This is a genomic window from Nocardia sp. NPDC046763, from assembly GCF_040645495.1.
Taxonomy (GTDB): Bacteria; Actinomycetota; Actinomycetes; order Mycobacteriales; family Mycobacteriaceae; genus Nocardia.
This window is the reverse complement of record NZ_JBEYYI010000018.1, coordinates 95,514-112,577: the sequence shown is the minus strand read 5'-3', so window position 1 is coordinate 112,577 and position 17,064 is coordinate 95,514. Positions and strand designations below refer to the sequence as shown.

The window sequence follows — 17,064 nt, the reverse complement described above, 5'->3', positions numbered from 1 at the left end:
GGAACGAACACAGTGGCGCGCTTCCGCGTGGTGACCAAGTACCAGATCTCCGGCTGGCGCTTTCTGTTTCGCCGCATCGAACACGCTCTGGTCCGGCGTGACGTGTCGATGATCGACGACCCCCAGCGCGGCCGGGTCACGGCGCTGTCGGTCGGCATCGCGCTGGCCTGCGTGGTCGTCGCGGGGTCGGCTGTCCTGGCCTTCTTCAAGCCGGCCCGGCAGATCGGCAATGCCCACATCATCGCCGATCGCGAGAGCGGCGCGCTCTTCGTGCATGTGGGTGACCGGCTGTATCCGGCCTTGAACCTGACCTCGGCCCGCTTGATCGTCGGTGCGCCCGAGAACCCGGTGCAAGTTTCCGGGAGCGAGCTCGCCAAGTACCCGCGGGGCCCGATCGTCGGCATCCCGGGCGCGCCCGGGAGCATCGCCGAAACCGGAAATCGCTCCTCGAACTGGGCGGTCTGCGACAGCACCAGCGTGGGTGCGGGGGCCACGGTCGACCCGGCCACCGGACTGCCGACGATCAGCCGGTCCCCGGTGCGCACGATCGTCATCGGGAGCCCGCTGCGTTCCGATGGCGACACCACCCGGCTGCTGGCCGTCGGTGAGGCGCGGCTGTTCCGTGAGGGAATCACCACCTGGCTGGTGTACACCGGCCACGACCACACCGTCGTGCGGTCGGCCATCGATCTCGCCGACTCGGCCGTCGCTCTCGCCCTCGGCATCGACGCGACCGCTCCGGTGGTACCCGCGTCCAAGGGGCTGCTCGGCGCGATCCCCGAAGCGCCGCCGCTGCGCGTGCCCGATGTCCCGGGATCCGGCCAAACAGTCACTCTCGCTTCGGGTCCGACTGTTCCGGTCGGCTCGGTCCTCACGACAACGGCCGTCGACCGCAGCACGCTGTACTACCTGGTGTCGCAGTCCGGCTTCGTGCAGATCACCCCGGTCCTGGCGGCGATGTTCCGCAACGCGAACTCGCACGGCGCGATCTCGACGACCGCGGTCGGACCCGATGTCATCGCGGCCAATCTGCGGGCCGGCGGCTGGCCCGGTACCGCGGACTATCCGACCGCGGAAGTGCGTCTGCTCGACCCGCAACGGGATTCGGTCACCTGCTATCACTGGTCGCGCGCCGAGACCGACTCGACCGCGGCCACCGAATTACTCATCGGACGCCAATTGCCGCTCACCACCGAGGAACTCAACCGCTCCGTTCCCTTGGTCACGGCCGCCGGATCGCACGGAAGCACCGCCGATGCCGCGTACATGCCGAGGGATACCGGCCGATTCATCCGGGTGACCGGATCCGAACCGGCCTCGCCCCTGCGTGAGGCCCTGTTCTGGATATCCGACAGTGGTATCCGCTACGGCATCGACGCACCACTCAACGGCAACAGGATGGACCCCACCGTGACCGCGCTGGCGCTGCACGATCCGATCACCGCGCCGTGGAGCATCGTCTCGCTCTTCGCGGTCGGACCCACCCTGTCGCAAAAGGACGCGCGAATCCAGCACGACGGCATCGCCTCGGACAAGGCGGCCGCGGCGATGCCGGGAGGACAACCGTGACCAGTACCCGCCGGTTCGTGCGGCCCGCCAGAACGATTCGGGGCCCGAAGGCGCCGGCGGTCACCGAGCTACGGCTGCAGCCGCCGACCGAGCTGCCCAAACCTGTTCCGCCGTCCCGGATCCGGATGATCATGCCGGTCGTCATGATGGCCGGGATGGTCGGCATGATGGTCATGACCTTCCGCAGTGGCGGCACCTTCTCACCGACCTCGCTGTTCTTCCCCCTGATGATGCTCGTCTCGGTGTTCGGCATGGCCGGTGGCACACTCGGCGGCGGGCAGGGCGGTGCCGCCGCACTCAACGAGGAACGCAAGGACTACCTGCGCAGCATCGCCGAGCATCGCAGAGCGGTCCTCACCTCCGAGGCCGAGCTGCACGGCTACCTGCAGTACACCCATCCCGGACCGGCCGGGATCGCGCGATTGGTCGGCGGCCCGCGCATGTGGGAGGTACAGGTCGCCAGCCAGCAGTTCCTGCGGGTGCGGGTGGGTCTGGGCCGCATCGCCAACCAAGTGCGGGTGATCGTCCCGGAGGCGGCGCCACTGGCCGACCTCGACCCGGTCGGCGTGGTCGAGGTGACCCGCTTCGCCAAGGCCTACTCGACGGTCGGCGGCATGCCCGTCGCGATCAATCTGCTCTCCACCCCCGAGGTCGGATTGGACGGCGACACCGCTGCCGTCGCCGCCCTGGCACGGGCCATGGTCGCGGAAGTCGTTGTGCTACACGGCCCGGACCAGGTCGGCGTGGCCGCGGTCCTGCCCGATCCCGATGCTCCCGAATGGGGGTGGCTGAAATGGCTGCCCCACGCGCAGCACCCCTCCGAGACCGACGCGATCGGCTCGAGCCGAATGGTGTACCGCAGTGTCGCCGAGCTCCGGATGAAGGTCCTGGCGGGACTGAACCGGGGCCCGTTCTCGGCCAATAGCCAACCCTCGATGGACCGCAAGCACTTCCTGCTGATCGTCGCCGGCGGCGGCGCGGCCAACGACCGTGACATCTCCGGCATCGACGGCTGCACCTGGCTGCGGCTGGGCGCCACCGAAGCGCCGCTGGCGCGCGCCCTGCGGTTCACGGTCGACACCGACCGCTCGCTGTACGAACTGACCGCGCGCGGCAAGCGCCAGGTGGGCGACGCCGATGCCCTGCCCGAACCCAGCATGACCGCCCTGGCGCGCGCGATCTCGCCCTACCGGCTCTCGACCGTCGTCGAGGTGGTCGCCGCCGAGCAGGCGGGTGGCACCGCGTGGGAGGACCTGGTCGGTATCGCCGATCCCGGCGACATCCGCACCGCCCGCACCTGGGTCGCCCGGCGTGACGTCGACCGCTCCCGGCTCAATATTCCCTTCGGCTACGACCCGGTCGGTGCGGTCGTGCACCTCGACATCAAGGAATCCGCCGAGGACGGTATGGGCCCGCACGGCATGTGCATCGGCGCCACCGGTTCGGGCAAGTCGGAATTCCTTCGCACCCTGGTCCTTTCGGCGGTGACAACGCACTCACCGGACGTGCTGAACCTGCTGCTCGTCGACTTCAAGGGTGGCGCGACCTTCCTCGGCTTCGACCGCCTCTCCCACGTCACCGCCGTCGTCACCAATATGGAGGAGGAAGCCGACCTCGTCACCCGTATGGAGGACGTGATCAACGGCGAAATGACCCGCCGGCAGCGGGTGCTGCGTGACGCCGGGAACTTCGCCAGCGTTGCCGATTACGAGCGAGCCCGGGAGCAGGGCGCCCAGCTCGAACCGCTACCCACCCTGCTGGTCATCCTCGACGAATTCGCCGAACTGCTCGAACAGCATCCCAACTTCGCGAAACTGTTCGCCGCCATCGGCCGCCTGGGCCGCTCGCTGCGCATCCACCTGCTGCTGGCCTCGCAGAAGGTGCCCGCCAGCCGCATGGGCGAGCTCGAAGCGCACCTGTCGTATCGAATCGCCCTGCGCACCAACCAGACCAGCGATTCCCGCGATGCCATCGGCACCGCCGACGCCTACCACCTGCCCAAGAAGCCCGGCGCGGGCTACCTGCGGGTCGGCGCCGGAGACCTGCAACGATTCCAGGCCGCCTACGTCGGCGCGAACTACGCCGCACCGGCCCAGGCCGGCACCGCCGGCGCGCAACGCGCCCGACGCGGCGGCGGCTATCGGCCGCCGCGGGCGTTCACCGCGGCCGCCATCCAGGATCAACGACGCCCCGCGCCCGAACCGGAGATCGCCGCGCCCGCCGCGCCCGAGACCGAACCGGTGACGATCATGGAGACCGTGCTGCAGCAGCTGGCCGGTCACGGTCGGCAGGCCCATCGAATGTGGTTGCCGCCCTTGAATGTTCCACAGACCCTCGACGTGCTGGTGCGTGCGGTACAACCGGGCACCCTGCGCATCCCCATGGCGGTCATCGACCAGCCGCGCCTGCAACGCCAGGACGTGTGGTCGGTGGATCTGGCGGGTGCGGGCGGGCACATGGCCGTCGTCGGCGGTCCGCAGTCGGGTAAGTCGACGGCGCTGCAGACCCTGGTCATGGCGACGGCGCTGACCCATACGCCGGAGCAGGCGCAGTTCTATTGCCTCGACTTCGCCGGCGGTCTGTCCGGATTGCGAACCCTGCCGCACGTCGGCTCGGTCGCGGCCGCCCGCGACGTCGATCGGGTCCGGCGCACCTTCGCCCTGCTCAACGGCCTGCTGGCCCGGCGTCAGGCGATGTTCGCCGAACTGGGGATCGACTCGATGCGGGAGTTCCGCCGCCGCCGTTCGGTGCCCCATGAATCCGCCCAGCTCGACGCGCACGGAGACCGCCACGGCGACGTCTTCCTGGTGGTCGACGGTTGGGACATCGGATTCGCCACGAGCGGCCCCTACTACGACGACTACCATCCGACCGTGGAAGCCCTTGCGCTGCAGGGCCTCGGCTACGGCATCCACCTGATCATCAGCAGTTCGCGCTGGATGGCCGTGCGGCCCGCGATCAAGGACCAGATCCAGACCCGCCTCGAGATGCGCCTCGGCGACCTCACCGACACGGTGTTCTCCGGACACCGGCAGATGGTCGCCGCCATCCCCCCCAACCGACCCGGCCGCTGTATGTCGGCCGAAGCCCTGCACATGCTGACCGCGCTGCCGCGCATCGACGGCGTGGGCGACGCCGAATCGGTTGCGGCCGGGACGAATGCCGCGATCGAGGCGTTGCGCGGTCGATACGCGAGCCGGCAGGCGCCCGCGGTGCGGCTGCTGCCCGCCCGGGTCACCCACGACGAGGTGGCCGCGCTGGGGCGGCCACCGGCCACCCTCGCCGAACGCCTGGTGCTGCCGTTCGGTATCCGCGAGTCCGATCTGGCTCCCGCCACCGTCGATTTCGGCGTCTCGAACCATCTGATCGTGCTGGGCTCCTCCGGATGCGGAAAGTCCACGGTCATCGGGGGCCTGCTGGAATCCATCCGGCGGCGCTTCACACCCGACCAGGCCCGCGTGCTGCTCGTCGACTACCGCCGCCAGCACATGGACGCGCTGCCCGCGGAACTGCTGCTGGGATACCTGACCAGCGAGCGGGACCTGCTCGCGGAACTGCCCGGATTCGCGCAGACCATGGGCACCCGGCGCGCGCCCGACCAGGTGACGACCCAGCAGCTGCGGGAGCGCTCCTGGTGGAACGGCCCGGAGATCTTCGTGGTCATCGACGACTACCACATGGTCGCGCAACGCGGACAAGGCAATCCGTTGGATCCGCTCAAGAGCCTCATCATCGATGCCCGCGACACCGGCCTGCACATCATCGCGGCCCGCAATATCGCACAAGCCGACACGGCGCTCTACGACAGTGTGCTGGGCCAGATCAAGAACGTGAATTCACCCGGATTCATCATGGACGGCTCCAGATTGGACGGCACCCTCATCGGTGACATGAAGGCCACCAAACAGCCGGTGGGCCGCGGATATCTGGTCGAGCCACTGCATTCCAGGCGGGATCTCGTGCAGGCATCGATAGGTCCGGACCAGCGATGACGTCCGGTTTACCCGATCCTCGGGGAGTCGAAACCACTCGAGCCTTCCCGCTATTGGGAATGAAATAGCGTTACGCGCAACGCCGCTCGAATAGAGCCGACAGATCCATCGTGAGGAGACGATCCATGTCTTTCCGTGTCGTTCCCGACCAACTCAGGTTTCTGAGCGCCGAGCAGATCACCTATCAGGGCGTGCTGTCGCAGATCCTCAATGCGACAAAGACACTCGCCGCCCCGGCGCGGGCCGCGGGCGGTGATATCGTCCACCAGAGCATATGCACGATGCTGCATATTCAACGCGACACCATCTTCGACCACACCGAGACGGCGCACACGAACTGGGGTCAGTGCTCGGAAGCGATGAACATCGCGAGTCGCAGCTACGAAACGACCGATTCCGCCGGTGCAGCCGCGGTCCAATCGGTGAGCGTCAACGTCTGATTCCCTGATTCGGTTTCGCCGTCCGAGCAGTCGGAGTTACGCCCATGTGGCCTCTTTTCTACGCCTCCTTCACCGGGCTGCAGCCGGAAAAGGTTGCCCAGCAGGTAATCAACGCACGGACCTCCGCGTCATTGGAAGTCTCCGCCGACGCATACACTGTGCTCGCTACTGGGCTCTACACCCTGGCAGCGGCGTCCTATGCCAACACCGATGCGGCGACGGCGTGCTGGACCGGACCCGCCTCAGATGCCGCGTGCCAGGGGCTCAACCAGTTCTCGGGTTGGCTGCGCGGTCAGGCCGATAACGCCATGCGTACCGCGACGGTGATCAGGCAGGTGCAGTTCGCGGCCGCGGCCGCGGAGATTGCCATGGTGCAGGTGATGGCGGTCTACATTCCGCTCGCGGCGAAGACGACCGCGGACGTGGCGCTTTCGATAGCCCACCCCGCCGCGGGCTTGCCGTTGGTTGCCCAGGATGAGATCAGTTACAACGCTTTGCAGGCGGAAGCCACAGCGGTGATGACCGCGTACGCGACGGGAGCGGGTCTGTCCCTGAACACATTGCCGACCTCCACCGCGCCGCCGCTCATCGCCACACCTGCCGCCCTTCTGGACGGCGGGGGTTCGACGACCGGATACGGTGATCCGCTCGGGTTGCCGGGCACAGGTGGCGGGCGCAGGCACAGTGGCGGCACCAGCCCCGGTACCGGTGGCGGTCCGGTGTCCAATCCCAGTGGTTCCTCTCCGATCTCTGGTCAGACCGGGGGTAGCCAGCCCGGAGGTGGTCAGCCCGGAGGAAGCCAGCCCGGAGGTGGTCAGCCCGGAGGAAGCCAGCCTGGAGGTGGCCAACCCGGAGGAAGCCAGCCCGGAGGAAGCCAGCCCGGCGGCGAGCCGGGATCCGGGCTGCCCGACCCTCAGCAGCCGAGTGCGGACTCGCAGGCCCCGGCTTCGCCTTCCGACTCGCTCCCGAGCCTCGGCGACGGCACCGGCGGACCGGATGATCAGGGCGTCCTCTACGGCGTCTCCCCGAACTCGCCGACCCTGAACGGTCTGCTGGGCGTCGGTCCCGGCAGCACCGTGACTCCCGGCATGACCGGTGGCGGATCAGTGGTTTCGTCCGGGGGGCTCAAGCTACCCACCGCGTGGCGCCCCGCCACCGCACAGACTTTCGGCGCAGCGACGGAAAGCCCTGCCCCGCAGCCGGTCTCGCCGCGGCAGCCGCCGCGAGGGGCGAACGCGCCCGACGCGCAGCGTCGGCGCGACCGCAAGGACGAGCGGAAGCGCTCGGCGACCTCCGTGGCGGGCGACGGTGTCGAGGCGGCCGCCGCCGATCTCCCCTACGTCATCGAATCCGACGCCGACGACATCGAACCCGTATCCGAATCGGAGAAGGTGCTGGCGTTCGGCATGCTGGACCGGGACTCGCATCAGACAACGGAATTCCAGGACCATTAGATGCGTGCCCGGCGAATGGTCCGGGACGAAACCGCCAGTGTAATAGGAAGGGATTGAAATGGTTTTGAAGGCTACAGTCGATCAAATGAACGCGATTGCCACCGATTCGGGGCATGACCATTCGGAATTGCTCTCCGAGATCGCCGCGCTCGAAGGTGCTCGGGATGTCTTCGTCTCGAGTTTCAAGGGTCAAGCGGGTAGCGCCGCTGTCACGGGGCTGGCACAGACAATCGACGCTGCGAAGAGCACGGCCAAGGATCTCGAGGGCATCATCGATACTCTCCAGGAATTTGGATACAAGATCGCTGCAGCGGATCAGGCTGGTCTGGATGATGTGCGCTCCCACGGGGGAGTCGAGCATCTGCAGGCGTCCAAGGTTGACCTCTCCGCGATCAACGCGCTCTCCGCGAGCTGAATTCAGAAAGGAATACGAAAATGGCAGACGACATTTACGTCAATCAGCCCCTGTTGGCGGCGGCGACAAGCGACATCGAGTCGATTGTTGCCAAGATGACGAACACCGCGAACAATCTGGAGACTCTCAAGGGCCGGCTCATCGCTTCCGGTTTCGACGGCGACGGCGCAGTAGAATACGCCAAGCGCATGAATAGTTTCGACGGCGACTCGAAAAATCTCCAGACTCAACTGGGGACCTTGAACGGCAAGATCGAAGCTGCATACAAGGCTCTCACCCACCAGGACTATGTGTCGGGTCAGGCCTTCGCTGGTGGTCGCAGGGCGTAGTCGTTATAGGCCGAAATTGGACGAATGCGCAACAACGATCATCCGGTGAGCTATTGAACAACGATCCCACCGCGATCGACTTGAACGTCGATGCCGCGCTACTCCTGCAGGATATGGCCGGCATCGACTCCTACCCCGATGTACTTGTACTGCTGCCCAACGTGTTCCGCCCCGAGGACCTCGACCGCGTCCGCGCGGTGGTCTACGAGCAGCTCACCCGAGCGGGCATCATCGAGGACGGCCTGGTCCACCCGGCGGTCGAGCACTGGTTGCGGTGCCTGTACCGGCCGGACGTGGAACTGGTGGCACGCGTCGCGGACACCGAGTTGTACAGCGGCCCCCGGGGCATGCTGCGCTTCTCCCTCGTGCGCAGCGGCGAGACGCACGTGCTCGCGCTGCGCTACGACGACCATGTCGTCATCCAGCCGATATTTCCCCAGGACAACCGGCTGGATGCCGTGGCGGATGCACTGCTCGCCGTCCTGGGATCGCTGCCCGAGGCGCGTTTCGACCCGTTGCGGGTGGACGCGGATCGGTTCGACACAGTCCCGGTCGATCCGGTCGAAAGACGTTCGGCCCTGATCGAATTGGGCGCGTCGCCGCGCAGCGCGGGCGTGCTCGGCGCGGCGTTCGGCACCGTGGTGCGACGCGCCGAGGTGTACATGCTCGAACACCATCCCGGCGATGTGCCGCTGCCGGACCTGTGCGTGCAGGTGCTGGACACCCAGTCCGGGCGCGTCGTCGTGGTGCCACAGCGGGCGCTCGACGGACAGGCCCGGTTGAGCGTGCTGCCCGGTGACACGGCCAATGTCACCGCGGCGGTCCGCGCCCTGGTCGATCTGCTGCCCGGCGGCAGCTGGTTCGACCACAGCCGGGAGTAAGTGCCCCTCAAGGGTTTTCGAGGAGGATGAGGGAGATGAACCGAGCACCGAGTACCGACGGTGATACGGCCGGGTCGGTGCGGCCACGAGGCGGCTACGACGTGTTCTTCGTCGAACCCTCGGCCGAGAGCGACGCCTCCGCCAGGCACTGGCGCGATACCGTGACCGGTCGCGCCCACCGGCCGAAGCCGGAGCCGGCGCCGGTCGAAGAGCCCGCCGCGCCGCCGCAGCCGCCGGAGTCCGCGCCACCGCCGGAGTCCCCGGAGTCCGCGGAGTCCGCGCCTCGGTCGCCGCAACCTGCCGCTCCGTCGGAACCCGTGTCGCCGCCGGAGCCCGAAACCCCGCCTACACCAGGACCTCTCGCGGACCGAGTGCCGCCCGGCCGCGCGCAGAGCCCGGATCCGTCGCCTGCCCCGCAGCCTCGCCCGGCTGCCTCCGCCCCGCTGTTCGCGGGTCCGTTCGGTTCGCCGGAAGGTCCCGTCGCTTCGCCGGAAGGTCCCGTCGCGCCGTCCGCGGGTCCTGTCGGGCCGTCCGCGGGTCCTGTCGGGCGGCCGGAAAACCCGGTACCGCAGCCCGCCTCACCGTTCATGTCTCCACCTGTGCGGCAGGACGATCCCGCTCCGCCGCCCGCTCAGTCGTTCAAGGCGCCCGTTGGGCGGCAGGAGAACTCGATCGCACCGTCGGTCACGCCCGCTCCGCCCGGCCCCGCGGCGCTCGGACACCAGGCTCGGCCGGTGGCCGCCTACCCCACCGCCGATCCGGCAGGACCGGCCAATGTCTACCTCCCGCCGCGCCCGCGGCCGCAGGCCGGATACGGGCCGCCGCCCGTACCGGGGGCCCGCACCGATCTCGTTGTCCGGCAACCGAATCAACAATCCGGCCCGGCCGCCCCCACGTCGGGCGACCTGGCCGCGGCCGTCCCGGATCACGCGGCGGGCCTGTCGATCGCGCTGACCCCGGCCGAACTGCTCGGCCAGCTCACCCCGAATCGTTCGGCGCATCTGCGTTCGAGCACCGGCATGCGCGGAGCCCTGAACAAGGTGGGGTTCAATCTCGGTCTGTCGCCGGACGAACAGCGGACCGAGCAACGGCGTGCCCGGATCCGCCGTCAGCTCACGAGCGCCTATCAGATCGCGGTGGTCAATGTGAAGGGCGGCGTGGGCCGCACGACCACCGTCGCCGGGCTGGGTTCGATCTTCGCGGCCTTCCGCCCGGATCGGGTTGTCGCGGTGGACGCGAACCCGGATTTCGGTGACCTGTCCGGTCGTACCGGGCGGCATCAGTACGGTCTGACGTTGCGCGATCTGGTCCAGGCCCGCGGTCTCGACTCGTTCGCCGCGGTCCAATCCTTCACCACGATCAATAACGCGGACCTGGCGGTGGTGGCGTCGCCGTGGTCCTCGACTGCCATCGAGTCGCTGTCGGGGCGTGAGTATCTCGCCGCCGTGGATGTGCTGCGGCGGCACTTCAACCTGATGCTGATCGACTGCGGCACCGGCCTTCTCGACTCCGCCACCGCGGGCGTCCTGCAGACCAGCCACGCGATCGTGCTGGCGACTCCGGCCACGGTCCGGGGCGTCACCGGTGCCGTGGCCACCCTCGAGTGGCTCGATTCGCACGGTATGCACCGCCTGGCGGCCGAGTCGATCATCGCCATCACCCATCAGTACCCGATGAAACCGACGGTCGCGATCGAACGGATCGAGGAACTCTTCGCCGCCGCGCACCGTCCTTCCGCGGTGATCCCGTACGACGACCATCTCGCCGAGGGCGGCGAGATCGATCTTCGCCTGCTCGACAAGGAGACCGTCTTGGCCTTCGAGGAACTCGCCGCCACGCTCGCCGATGGCTTTCCGAGTCACATGACCGGTGGCATCGCCCACGCCGATCGAGGTGGTCGGCCGTGAGCACCGCATTCGCCCCGGCGCCGAGCGCCGCCGGGGCCGCCCCCTCGGCGGAGGTCGCGCTTGCCCGGGTCGCGATCATGATCGCCACCTTCCAGGTGGATGTCGTGGTGCCGACGAAATTCAGTATCGAGACCTTCATCGAGGATCTGCTCGCCGTGCTGGCCGGCGTGATCGACGACGAGACGGTCGATTTCACGCCGCGGACGGGGCAGTGGACGCTGGCGCGCCCGGGTCAGACGCCGATCCCGCGCTGGCGCACCCTCGCCGACCACGAGATCACCGACGGCGCGCTGCTCATGCTCACCACCGTCGAATCCTCCGAGCTGTTCGAGCCGGTCGTCGAGGACATCACCGACGCGCTCGCGCTGACCAACGAGCGGGAATTCGCGGAATTCGATGCGCGGACCGCGACATTGACGAGTCTGGCCGCGTTCGGCGGCGCCACCACGGCCATCGCGGCGATGCTGGTGTGGTCGTGGACCCGCACCGCGTCGCCGGTGTGGTGCACCGCGCCCGCGCTCGTCCTCGCGGCGAGCAGCTGGCTCGCGGCCATCCTCGCGCCTCGCCGAAACTGTTCGGCCCCAACCTGTGTCGGGCTGGCCCTGTCCGCGCTGCCCCTGATATTCGCCGCGGCCGCGATGATCGTTCCGCGACCGTACGGCGATCCCGGATTCTTCACGCCCGCGAACATCGCCGCCGGCTCCGCGCTCACCGCCGTCGCGGCCGGTTCGCTACTGCGCTCGATCCGGGGCGGGACGACCGTCCTGGTCGCGGCTGCGGTCTCGAGCCTGGTCTGCGCGGTCACCGCCGGCGCGATGACCTATTTCGACCTCTCCGTACGTCAGGCGGCGGGTGGCGGCGTTCTCATCGGGCTGATCCTGCTGTCCGCGGCGCCGCGGCTGGCCGTCGTGGCCGCCCGTATCCGTCCGCCGGACCTGCCCGATCCCGGGCGTGCGGTCGAACAGGCCACCCTGACCGACATCTTCGACGCCGAATCGGCCGGCAACGACGAATCCGAGGACGAGGAAGCCCAACGCCGCCGTTACCGCACCGGCATCGAAGCGCGCGCCCGTCTCGCGGTGACCACCTTGCGCGGGATAATCATCGCGACCGTGGTTGTCCTGGCCTGCTCGATCATCGCCGCCACCTCCGCGAGCCCCGGCGGGGTACGCGAAATCGTGCTGGCCGCAGCGGTTTCCGGCCTGCTGCTGATGCGGCCACGCTGGTACCCCGATCGAGTTCAGGCGATCATGCTGGTCGTCGGCGCGGTCGTCGTCCAGATCGGCGTCGGGTTCGTGCTGACCGCCGCCTACACCACCGCCCCGGCGCGAGCGGTCGTCGTGCTGCTCGGCACCGGGGTCGCGGTGGCCGGATGTTTCGCCGGCACCCGGCTGCCCGGGGTGCGGCTGTCCCCGGTGATGCGCAGGATCATCGACCTGATCGAATACGCGCTCATCCTCGCGGTACCGGTTCTCGCCTGCTGGATCATGGGCATCTACACCGCGGTCCGGGGGATCTGATGGGTGCCCGCCACGGTGTGGCGATGCTGACGGCCATCCTCGCGGCCGTGCTGGCGGGGGGTCCGGCCGCGGCCGTGCAGCCCCCGGTCGCGGTGGTCGGTGCGCCGCCGCCGGACGACGCGCCCGGGCCCGAGTTTCCGATGAAGCAGGACAAAGGCTGCCTCGGCGTCGGTGTCCTGCCCGACACCGACGTCTCCCAGAGCCCGCCGGCCGACCACGCCCTGGACCTGCCGAGAGCGCGCGCGCTCACCCGCGGCGCGGGCGTCACGGTCGCGGTGCTCGATACCGGTGTCAGCCCCAATTCGCGGCTGCCGAATCTGGTCGGTGGCGGTGACTATCTGCAATCGGGTGGTGACGGCTTGTCCGATTGTGATGCGCACGGGACGTTGATCGCGGGAATCATCGGTGCGACCGCCGCTACCGGCGACGGATTCCTCGGCGTCGCGCCCGACGCGCGGATCATCTCCGTCCGTTACCGATCCGGGGCTTTCAGCGCCGACGGCGCGTTGAACCTCGATGCCGCGGCGCAGGCCGCCGTCGACCTCAGAAGACTCGCGCGCGCTATCACGCACGCCGCCAACCTCGGCGCCGACGTGATCACGGTGGCGCTGCCCCTGTGCCTGCCGGTCGGTCTCGGTGTCGATCAGTCGCCGTTGGCGGCGGCGATCGGCTATGCCGTGCACGTCAAGGGCGCGCTCATCGTCGCCGGTGCCGGCGCCTCCTCGGGAGCGGGATGCGACCAGAACCCCGACATCGACCCCGGGCGGCCCACCGACCCACGCAACTGGGACGGGGTCAAGACGCTCGCCGCGCCGGGATGCTTCGCCAACGATGTGCTGACGGTCGGCTTCACCACCGTCGCCGGGGATCCGATGAGTGAATCCCTGGCCGGGCCGTGGGTGTCGATCGCCGCGCCGGGCACGGGCATCGAATCGGTGGGCCCGGGCGGTGGAGGTCTCATCAACGGGGTCGGAGCGTCCGACAAACTGGTCCCCGTCGGCGGCGCGTCGTTCGCGGCCGCGTATGTCAGCGGGACCGCCGCGCTGCTGCGTTCCCGATTCCCCAACGAGTCACCGGCCCAGATCGCCGCCCGCTTGCAGGCCTCCGCGCACGCCCCCGCACGCGGTGTGAACAATATCGTCGGCGCCGGCCTGGTGGATCCGCTGGCGGCCTTGAGCTTTCGTACACCCCCACAGTCACCGACCGGCCCCTACGGTGCGATACCCCTGGTGCTGCCCGCACCGCCGCGCCCCGCGGATGGGAAACCCGGTGCGGTCGCGGCGGGCGTCCTGCTGATATCCACGCTGCTCGGATCGGGAATTATCTTTGCGCACAACCTAATTCGGAGGAAACGGTGAGCGGTCCGCGGATCCGGCTCGGCGGCATCGACCGTGGACCGTTCGCGGTTCTGGTGGTGGGCGGCGCTCCGCTCGCGGCCGTGATGTTCGGGCGGATTCCCTGGTGGGGCATCGCGTTGACCGCGTCGTTCTCGGTCGCGATGGTGGTCGTGCGGGTCGGTGAGCGAACGCCGGTGCGATGGTGCCTCGACTGGGGTCGATACCGCGTGGGCAGGGGGTCCCGAGCCCGGGAACTCAACGCGCCCACCGACATCCGTGACTTCGAAACCACCAACGGAATCTGTGGCATCCAATTCGGCGATCCGATCCTGGTCGCGATGATCCAGCTCGCCCCGGATCTGGACCTGCCCACCGTCATTGCCGATCGGACGGTGTACACCGAAGACAAGGTCGCGGTGAACGCGCTGCTGCCGATGCTCGAGCAGTACGGCATCGAATTCGACATCGACATCGTCACCACCGGCCGCCGGGCCCGCGCGTCCAGCGGCTACAGCATGCTCTACGACCAGCTCATCGGCTCCCAACCGGTCGTGGGGGACCGGTTGACCTGGCTCGTCGTGCGAATGGACCAGGAACACAATCTGGCTCGGCTGACCCGGCGCGGGAGCGCTGCGGCGGCGGCCCCACGCGCCCTGGCCGCCGCGGCGTACCGGATCGCCACCGGGCTGCGGGCATACGGTGTCGGCGCCCACGTGCTGCCCGCCGCCGCGATGCGCGACGCCCTGCGGATGCTGCACGCCGGAGTCGAATTGTCGGATCTGCGGGAAACCTGGACTCGACTCGAATCGACCAATCCCGGTCGCGGTGTCAGTAGTTTCGCCGTCGATTGGAGCCGACTGGGCGACGGCGGACTCGACGACTGCTGGAGCTGGGATCGAGGCCGCACGACCGTGGTGATCTCCTTGTCGGGCCGGGCCGCGGGCCCGCGCGGTCTCGTGCGGTTCATCGGTCCCACGGTCGACGAGACCCCACCCGTCTTTCTGCGTCCGCTGGTCGGCCGCCAGTCGGCCGCGCTGCTGGCCACCCTGCCCAGCACGGCGTCGGCCCGAGACCTGCCGACCGCGCCCGGTCTGGACACCGCCCCTGCGGATGTGCTGTCGGAGTTGGCCGTACCCATCGGCCCCAACGGGCAGATCCTGGGGGTCATCAGCGGACAGCCCATGCATACCTTCGCGCTACCGCTGTTCGATCCGACCCGCTACAACCCGCAGCGCCGCAGCGTCGATATCCGCGCGGAATTGCCTGTCGCCCAGCAGATCATCCTGCGGGCCGTGGTCGTAGGCGCGGATGTGGTGATCCACTCCGCCCGCCCGGACCGCTGGCGGCAACTGGTCGCGGCGGTCGGTGACCCGGACTCGCTGCGGTTGGCGCCGGGCCCCGGCGAGGCGAGTGAAGACGTCGCCGTCGCGCCGACCGCGACCATCGCGGTGTACGACCAGTTGCCGCCCGTGCGTTCCGACGCCCCGACCACGTTGACGATCAACGAGCCCGGCGAGCCGCGAAGCCGGGCCGTCGACCTCGCGATCGAACAGGTCGACGCGCACACCGTCGACATCGGTATCCCGATGCGGACCGTCCGAGTCGATCTCATCGAGCCTCGCGGCGAAACCCGCTACTTTGAACCGATCAACACCGCGGCCGTCAATGGCGAAAGACACCGGCCGCCATCGTTACCCGCGCCGCCTTCGGTTCCGACGGCAGGGTTTTGAGGTCAGCGAGAGAGGGGACGGTAATGTCTGCGAATGTGGTAGCCGATTCCGAGCCGTACAGCGATCAGGTCCAACCGCTCGGCGACGGAGACGAACTCACGCCACGCCAGGCGGCGGCCGCCATATTCTCCCGGCGCTTGTCGGCCTTGATCTCGGAGTCGATGGTCTCGACCGAAGACGGAGCGACTCGCTCGCTGACCCTCTACTCACTGGCCCAGCATCTCGAGCTGGCCTATCCGGATGTTCCCGTTTCGCAATCCGGTCTCTATCGGCTCATCCATGGAGACGCGATTCCCCGATTGGATCTGATCATCGCACTGGCCCGGGTATTCGACGTTCCCCCAGACTATTTCGTCACCGGCGAAAGAAAGTAGCGGATACCGCCACCTCCGGTTCCCATCGCGGGGAACAACGAAGCATCGATATTCGTGGACACCCGGATACGATTCCGATCGTGCCCGACGAGGATCCGGGGGATGGCTTCCTCCGTCACAGAGCAGCGGTCCTGGACGCGCTGCTCGCCGATCCGGCACTGGGGCGATCCGCCCCACCCGAGGCCGAACAATCGTTCAGCGGAACGGATTTCAGCCTCGAACCGGACGCCGGCCTCGAGTCCATCACCCCGAGCTCCGCCCCCGCCGCGCCGCCGCCCGCCGGGGCGGGTTCGAGCGGCCCGAAGGCCAGCGAGCGCATCCTGGCACTGCTCAACGGCGGGGGCGGTGCGGAATCCGCCGGTCTCGATCTCTCGGGCAAACTGTCCTCGCTCGCCTCGAAGGAACCCGCACCGGAACCCGACACCCGAGCCGAACCCGAGACGTCGCGACCACCGGCCACACCACTGGCCGAGCGAGCGCGAGACCTGCTCACCGTCGTGCGAAACCCCAAGGCGGCGTTGGTCATCGGCGCCGCAGTCATCATGGTGGTCATCCTTGCCCTGGTGATGACGACCGGTGACCACGGCTCGGAGCGGGAATCCGCGCAGGCCTCGGTGACGCCGAGCCCCGTTCCGGCCACCACGCAAACCAGTGTCACGCCGACCGCTCCGGCGGGCGGCACCATCCAGGTCAAGTCCGCGGTATCGCACTGCCCGCCCGGCGGGACGCCGGGTATGGACGCCTTCGCCGGTCCGGGCAAAGCCTGGTCGTGTTCGCGGGCACACCGGGTCGACGGGCAGATCCTCAGCATCGACCTGGGTGGTTCCTACACGGTCGAGTCGATCGGACTGGTACCCGGATGGGACGCCATCGGCGCGGACGGTACCGATCAGTGGACGAAATACCGTACCGCCAGCCGAGTTTCGTATCGGTTCGACGATGCCGGTGCCACCACCTGTACCCAGCAGACCCTCGATCAGCGCGGTCCGGTGGTCACCACGATGAATCCGCCGGTGACCGCGTCGAAGATCGTCCTCACCGTCTTGCAGTCCAAAGGCGATCCGGGGCAGAACATCACGGCCCTCTCATCGATTGTGATCACCGGACATTGAGCGC

General features: G+C 68.5%; 13 protein-coding genes. All 13 read left to right on the top strand.

The window, feature by feature from the left end; all coding sequences use genetic code 11:
• The first annotated feature begins 12 nt into the window (after positions 1–12).
• The 13 genes from eccB (at position 13) to ABZ909_RS27170 (ending at position 17,060) form a co-directional block, all read left to right on the top strand.
• Positions 13–1,569, top strand: coding sequence for a type VII secretion protein EccB (gene eccB / locus ABZ909_RS27230; RefSeq protein WP_357004672.1), 1,557 nt, complete (start codon positions 13–15; stop codon positions 1,567–1,569).
• Positions 1,566–5,561, top strand: coding sequence for a type VII secretion protein EccCa (gene eccCa / locus ABZ909_RS27225; RefSeq protein WP_357004670.1), 3,996 nt, complete (start codon positions 1,566–1,568; stop codon positions 5,559–5,561). The genes eccB and eccCa overlap by 4 nt, the downstream gene beginning before the upstream one ends.
• A 125-nt stretch (positions 5,562–5,686) precedes the next feature.
• On the top strand, positions 5,687–6,001 hold the full coding sequence (locus ABZ909_RS27220) for a hypothetical protein (protein WP_357004669.1): 315 nt from the start codon (positions 5,687–5,689) through the stop codon (positions 5,999–6,001).
• A 44-nt stretch (positions 6,002–6,045) separates the two neighbouring features.
• Positions 6,046–7,455 carry a PPE domain-containing protein gene (locus ABZ909_RS27215; protein WP_357004666.1) on the top strand — a complete coding sequence of 470 codons (1,410 nt, stop codon included), beginning with the start codon at positions 6,046–6,048 and terminating at the stop codon, positions 7,453–7,455.
• 58 nt (positions 7,456–7,513) lie between these two features.
• Entirely contained in the window at positions 7,514–7,870 is a 357-nt protein-coding gene (locus tag ABZ909_RS27210) for a WXG100 family type VII secretion target (protein ID WP_357004663.1), read from the top strand.
• A 20-nt stretch (positions 7,871–7,890) separates the two neighbouring features.
• On the top strand, positions 7,891–8,199 hold the full coding sequence (locus ABZ909_RS27205) for a hypothetical protein (protein WP_357004660.1): 309 nt from the start codon (positions 7,891–7,893) through the stop codon (positions 8,197–8,199).
• A 53-nt stretch (positions 8,200–8,252) separates the two neighbouring features.
• Complete coding sequence (locus ABZ909_RS27200) at positions 8,253–9,080, top strand: ESX secretion-associated protein EspG (RefSeq protein WP_357004657.1); 828 nt, start codon at positions 8,253–8,255, stop codon at positions 9,078–9,080.
• A gap of 587 nt (positions 9,081–9,667) precedes the next feature.
• Positions 9,668–10,987 (top strand): AAA family ATPase, encoded by a 1,320-nt coding sequence (locus tag ABZ909_RS27195; RefSeq protein ID WP_357004655.1) that lies wholly within the window; start codon positions 9,668–9,670, stop codon positions 10,985–10,987.
• Positions 10,984–12,507: a type VII secretion integral membrane protein EccD gene (gene eccD, locus ABZ909_RS27190; RefSeq protein ID WP_357004653.1), complete on the top strand. Its 1,524-nt coding sequence runs from the start codon at positions 10,984–10,986 to the stop codon at positions 12,505–12,507. The genes ABZ909_RS27195 and eccD overlap by 4 nt, the downstream gene beginning before the upstream one ends.
• Positions 12,508–12,530: 23 nt before the next feature.
• Positions 12,531–13,865, top strand: coding sequence for a type VII secretion-associated serine protease mycosin (mycP, locus tag ABZ909_RS27185; protein WP_357004650.1), 1,335 nt, complete (start codon positions 12,531–12,533; stop codon positions 13,863–13,865).
• Positions 13,862–15,574 carry a type VII secretion protein EccE gene (gene eccE, locus ABZ909_RS27180; protein ID WP_357004647.1) on the top strand — a complete coding sequence of 571 codons (1,713 nt, stop codon included), beginning with the start codon at positions 13,862–13,864 and terminating at the stop codon, positions 15,572–15,574. Before mycP ends, eccE begins: the two co-directional genes overlap by 4 nt.
• Positions 15,575–15,609: 35 nt before the next feature.
• Positions 15,610–15,948 (top strand): helix-turn-helix transcriptional regulator, encoded by a 339-nt coding sequence (locus ABZ909_RS27175; protein WP_357004644.1) that lies wholly within the window; start codon positions 15,610–15,612, stop codon positions 15,946–15,948.
• An 80-nt stretch (positions 15,949–16,028) separates the two neighbouring features.
• Positions 16,029–17,060, top strand: coding sequence for a hypothetical protein (locus ABZ909_RS27170; RefSeq protein WP_357004642.1), 1,032 nt, complete (start codon positions 16,029–16,031; stop codon positions 17,058–17,060).
• The last annotated feature ends 4 nt before the right edge of the window (positions 17,061–17,064 follow it).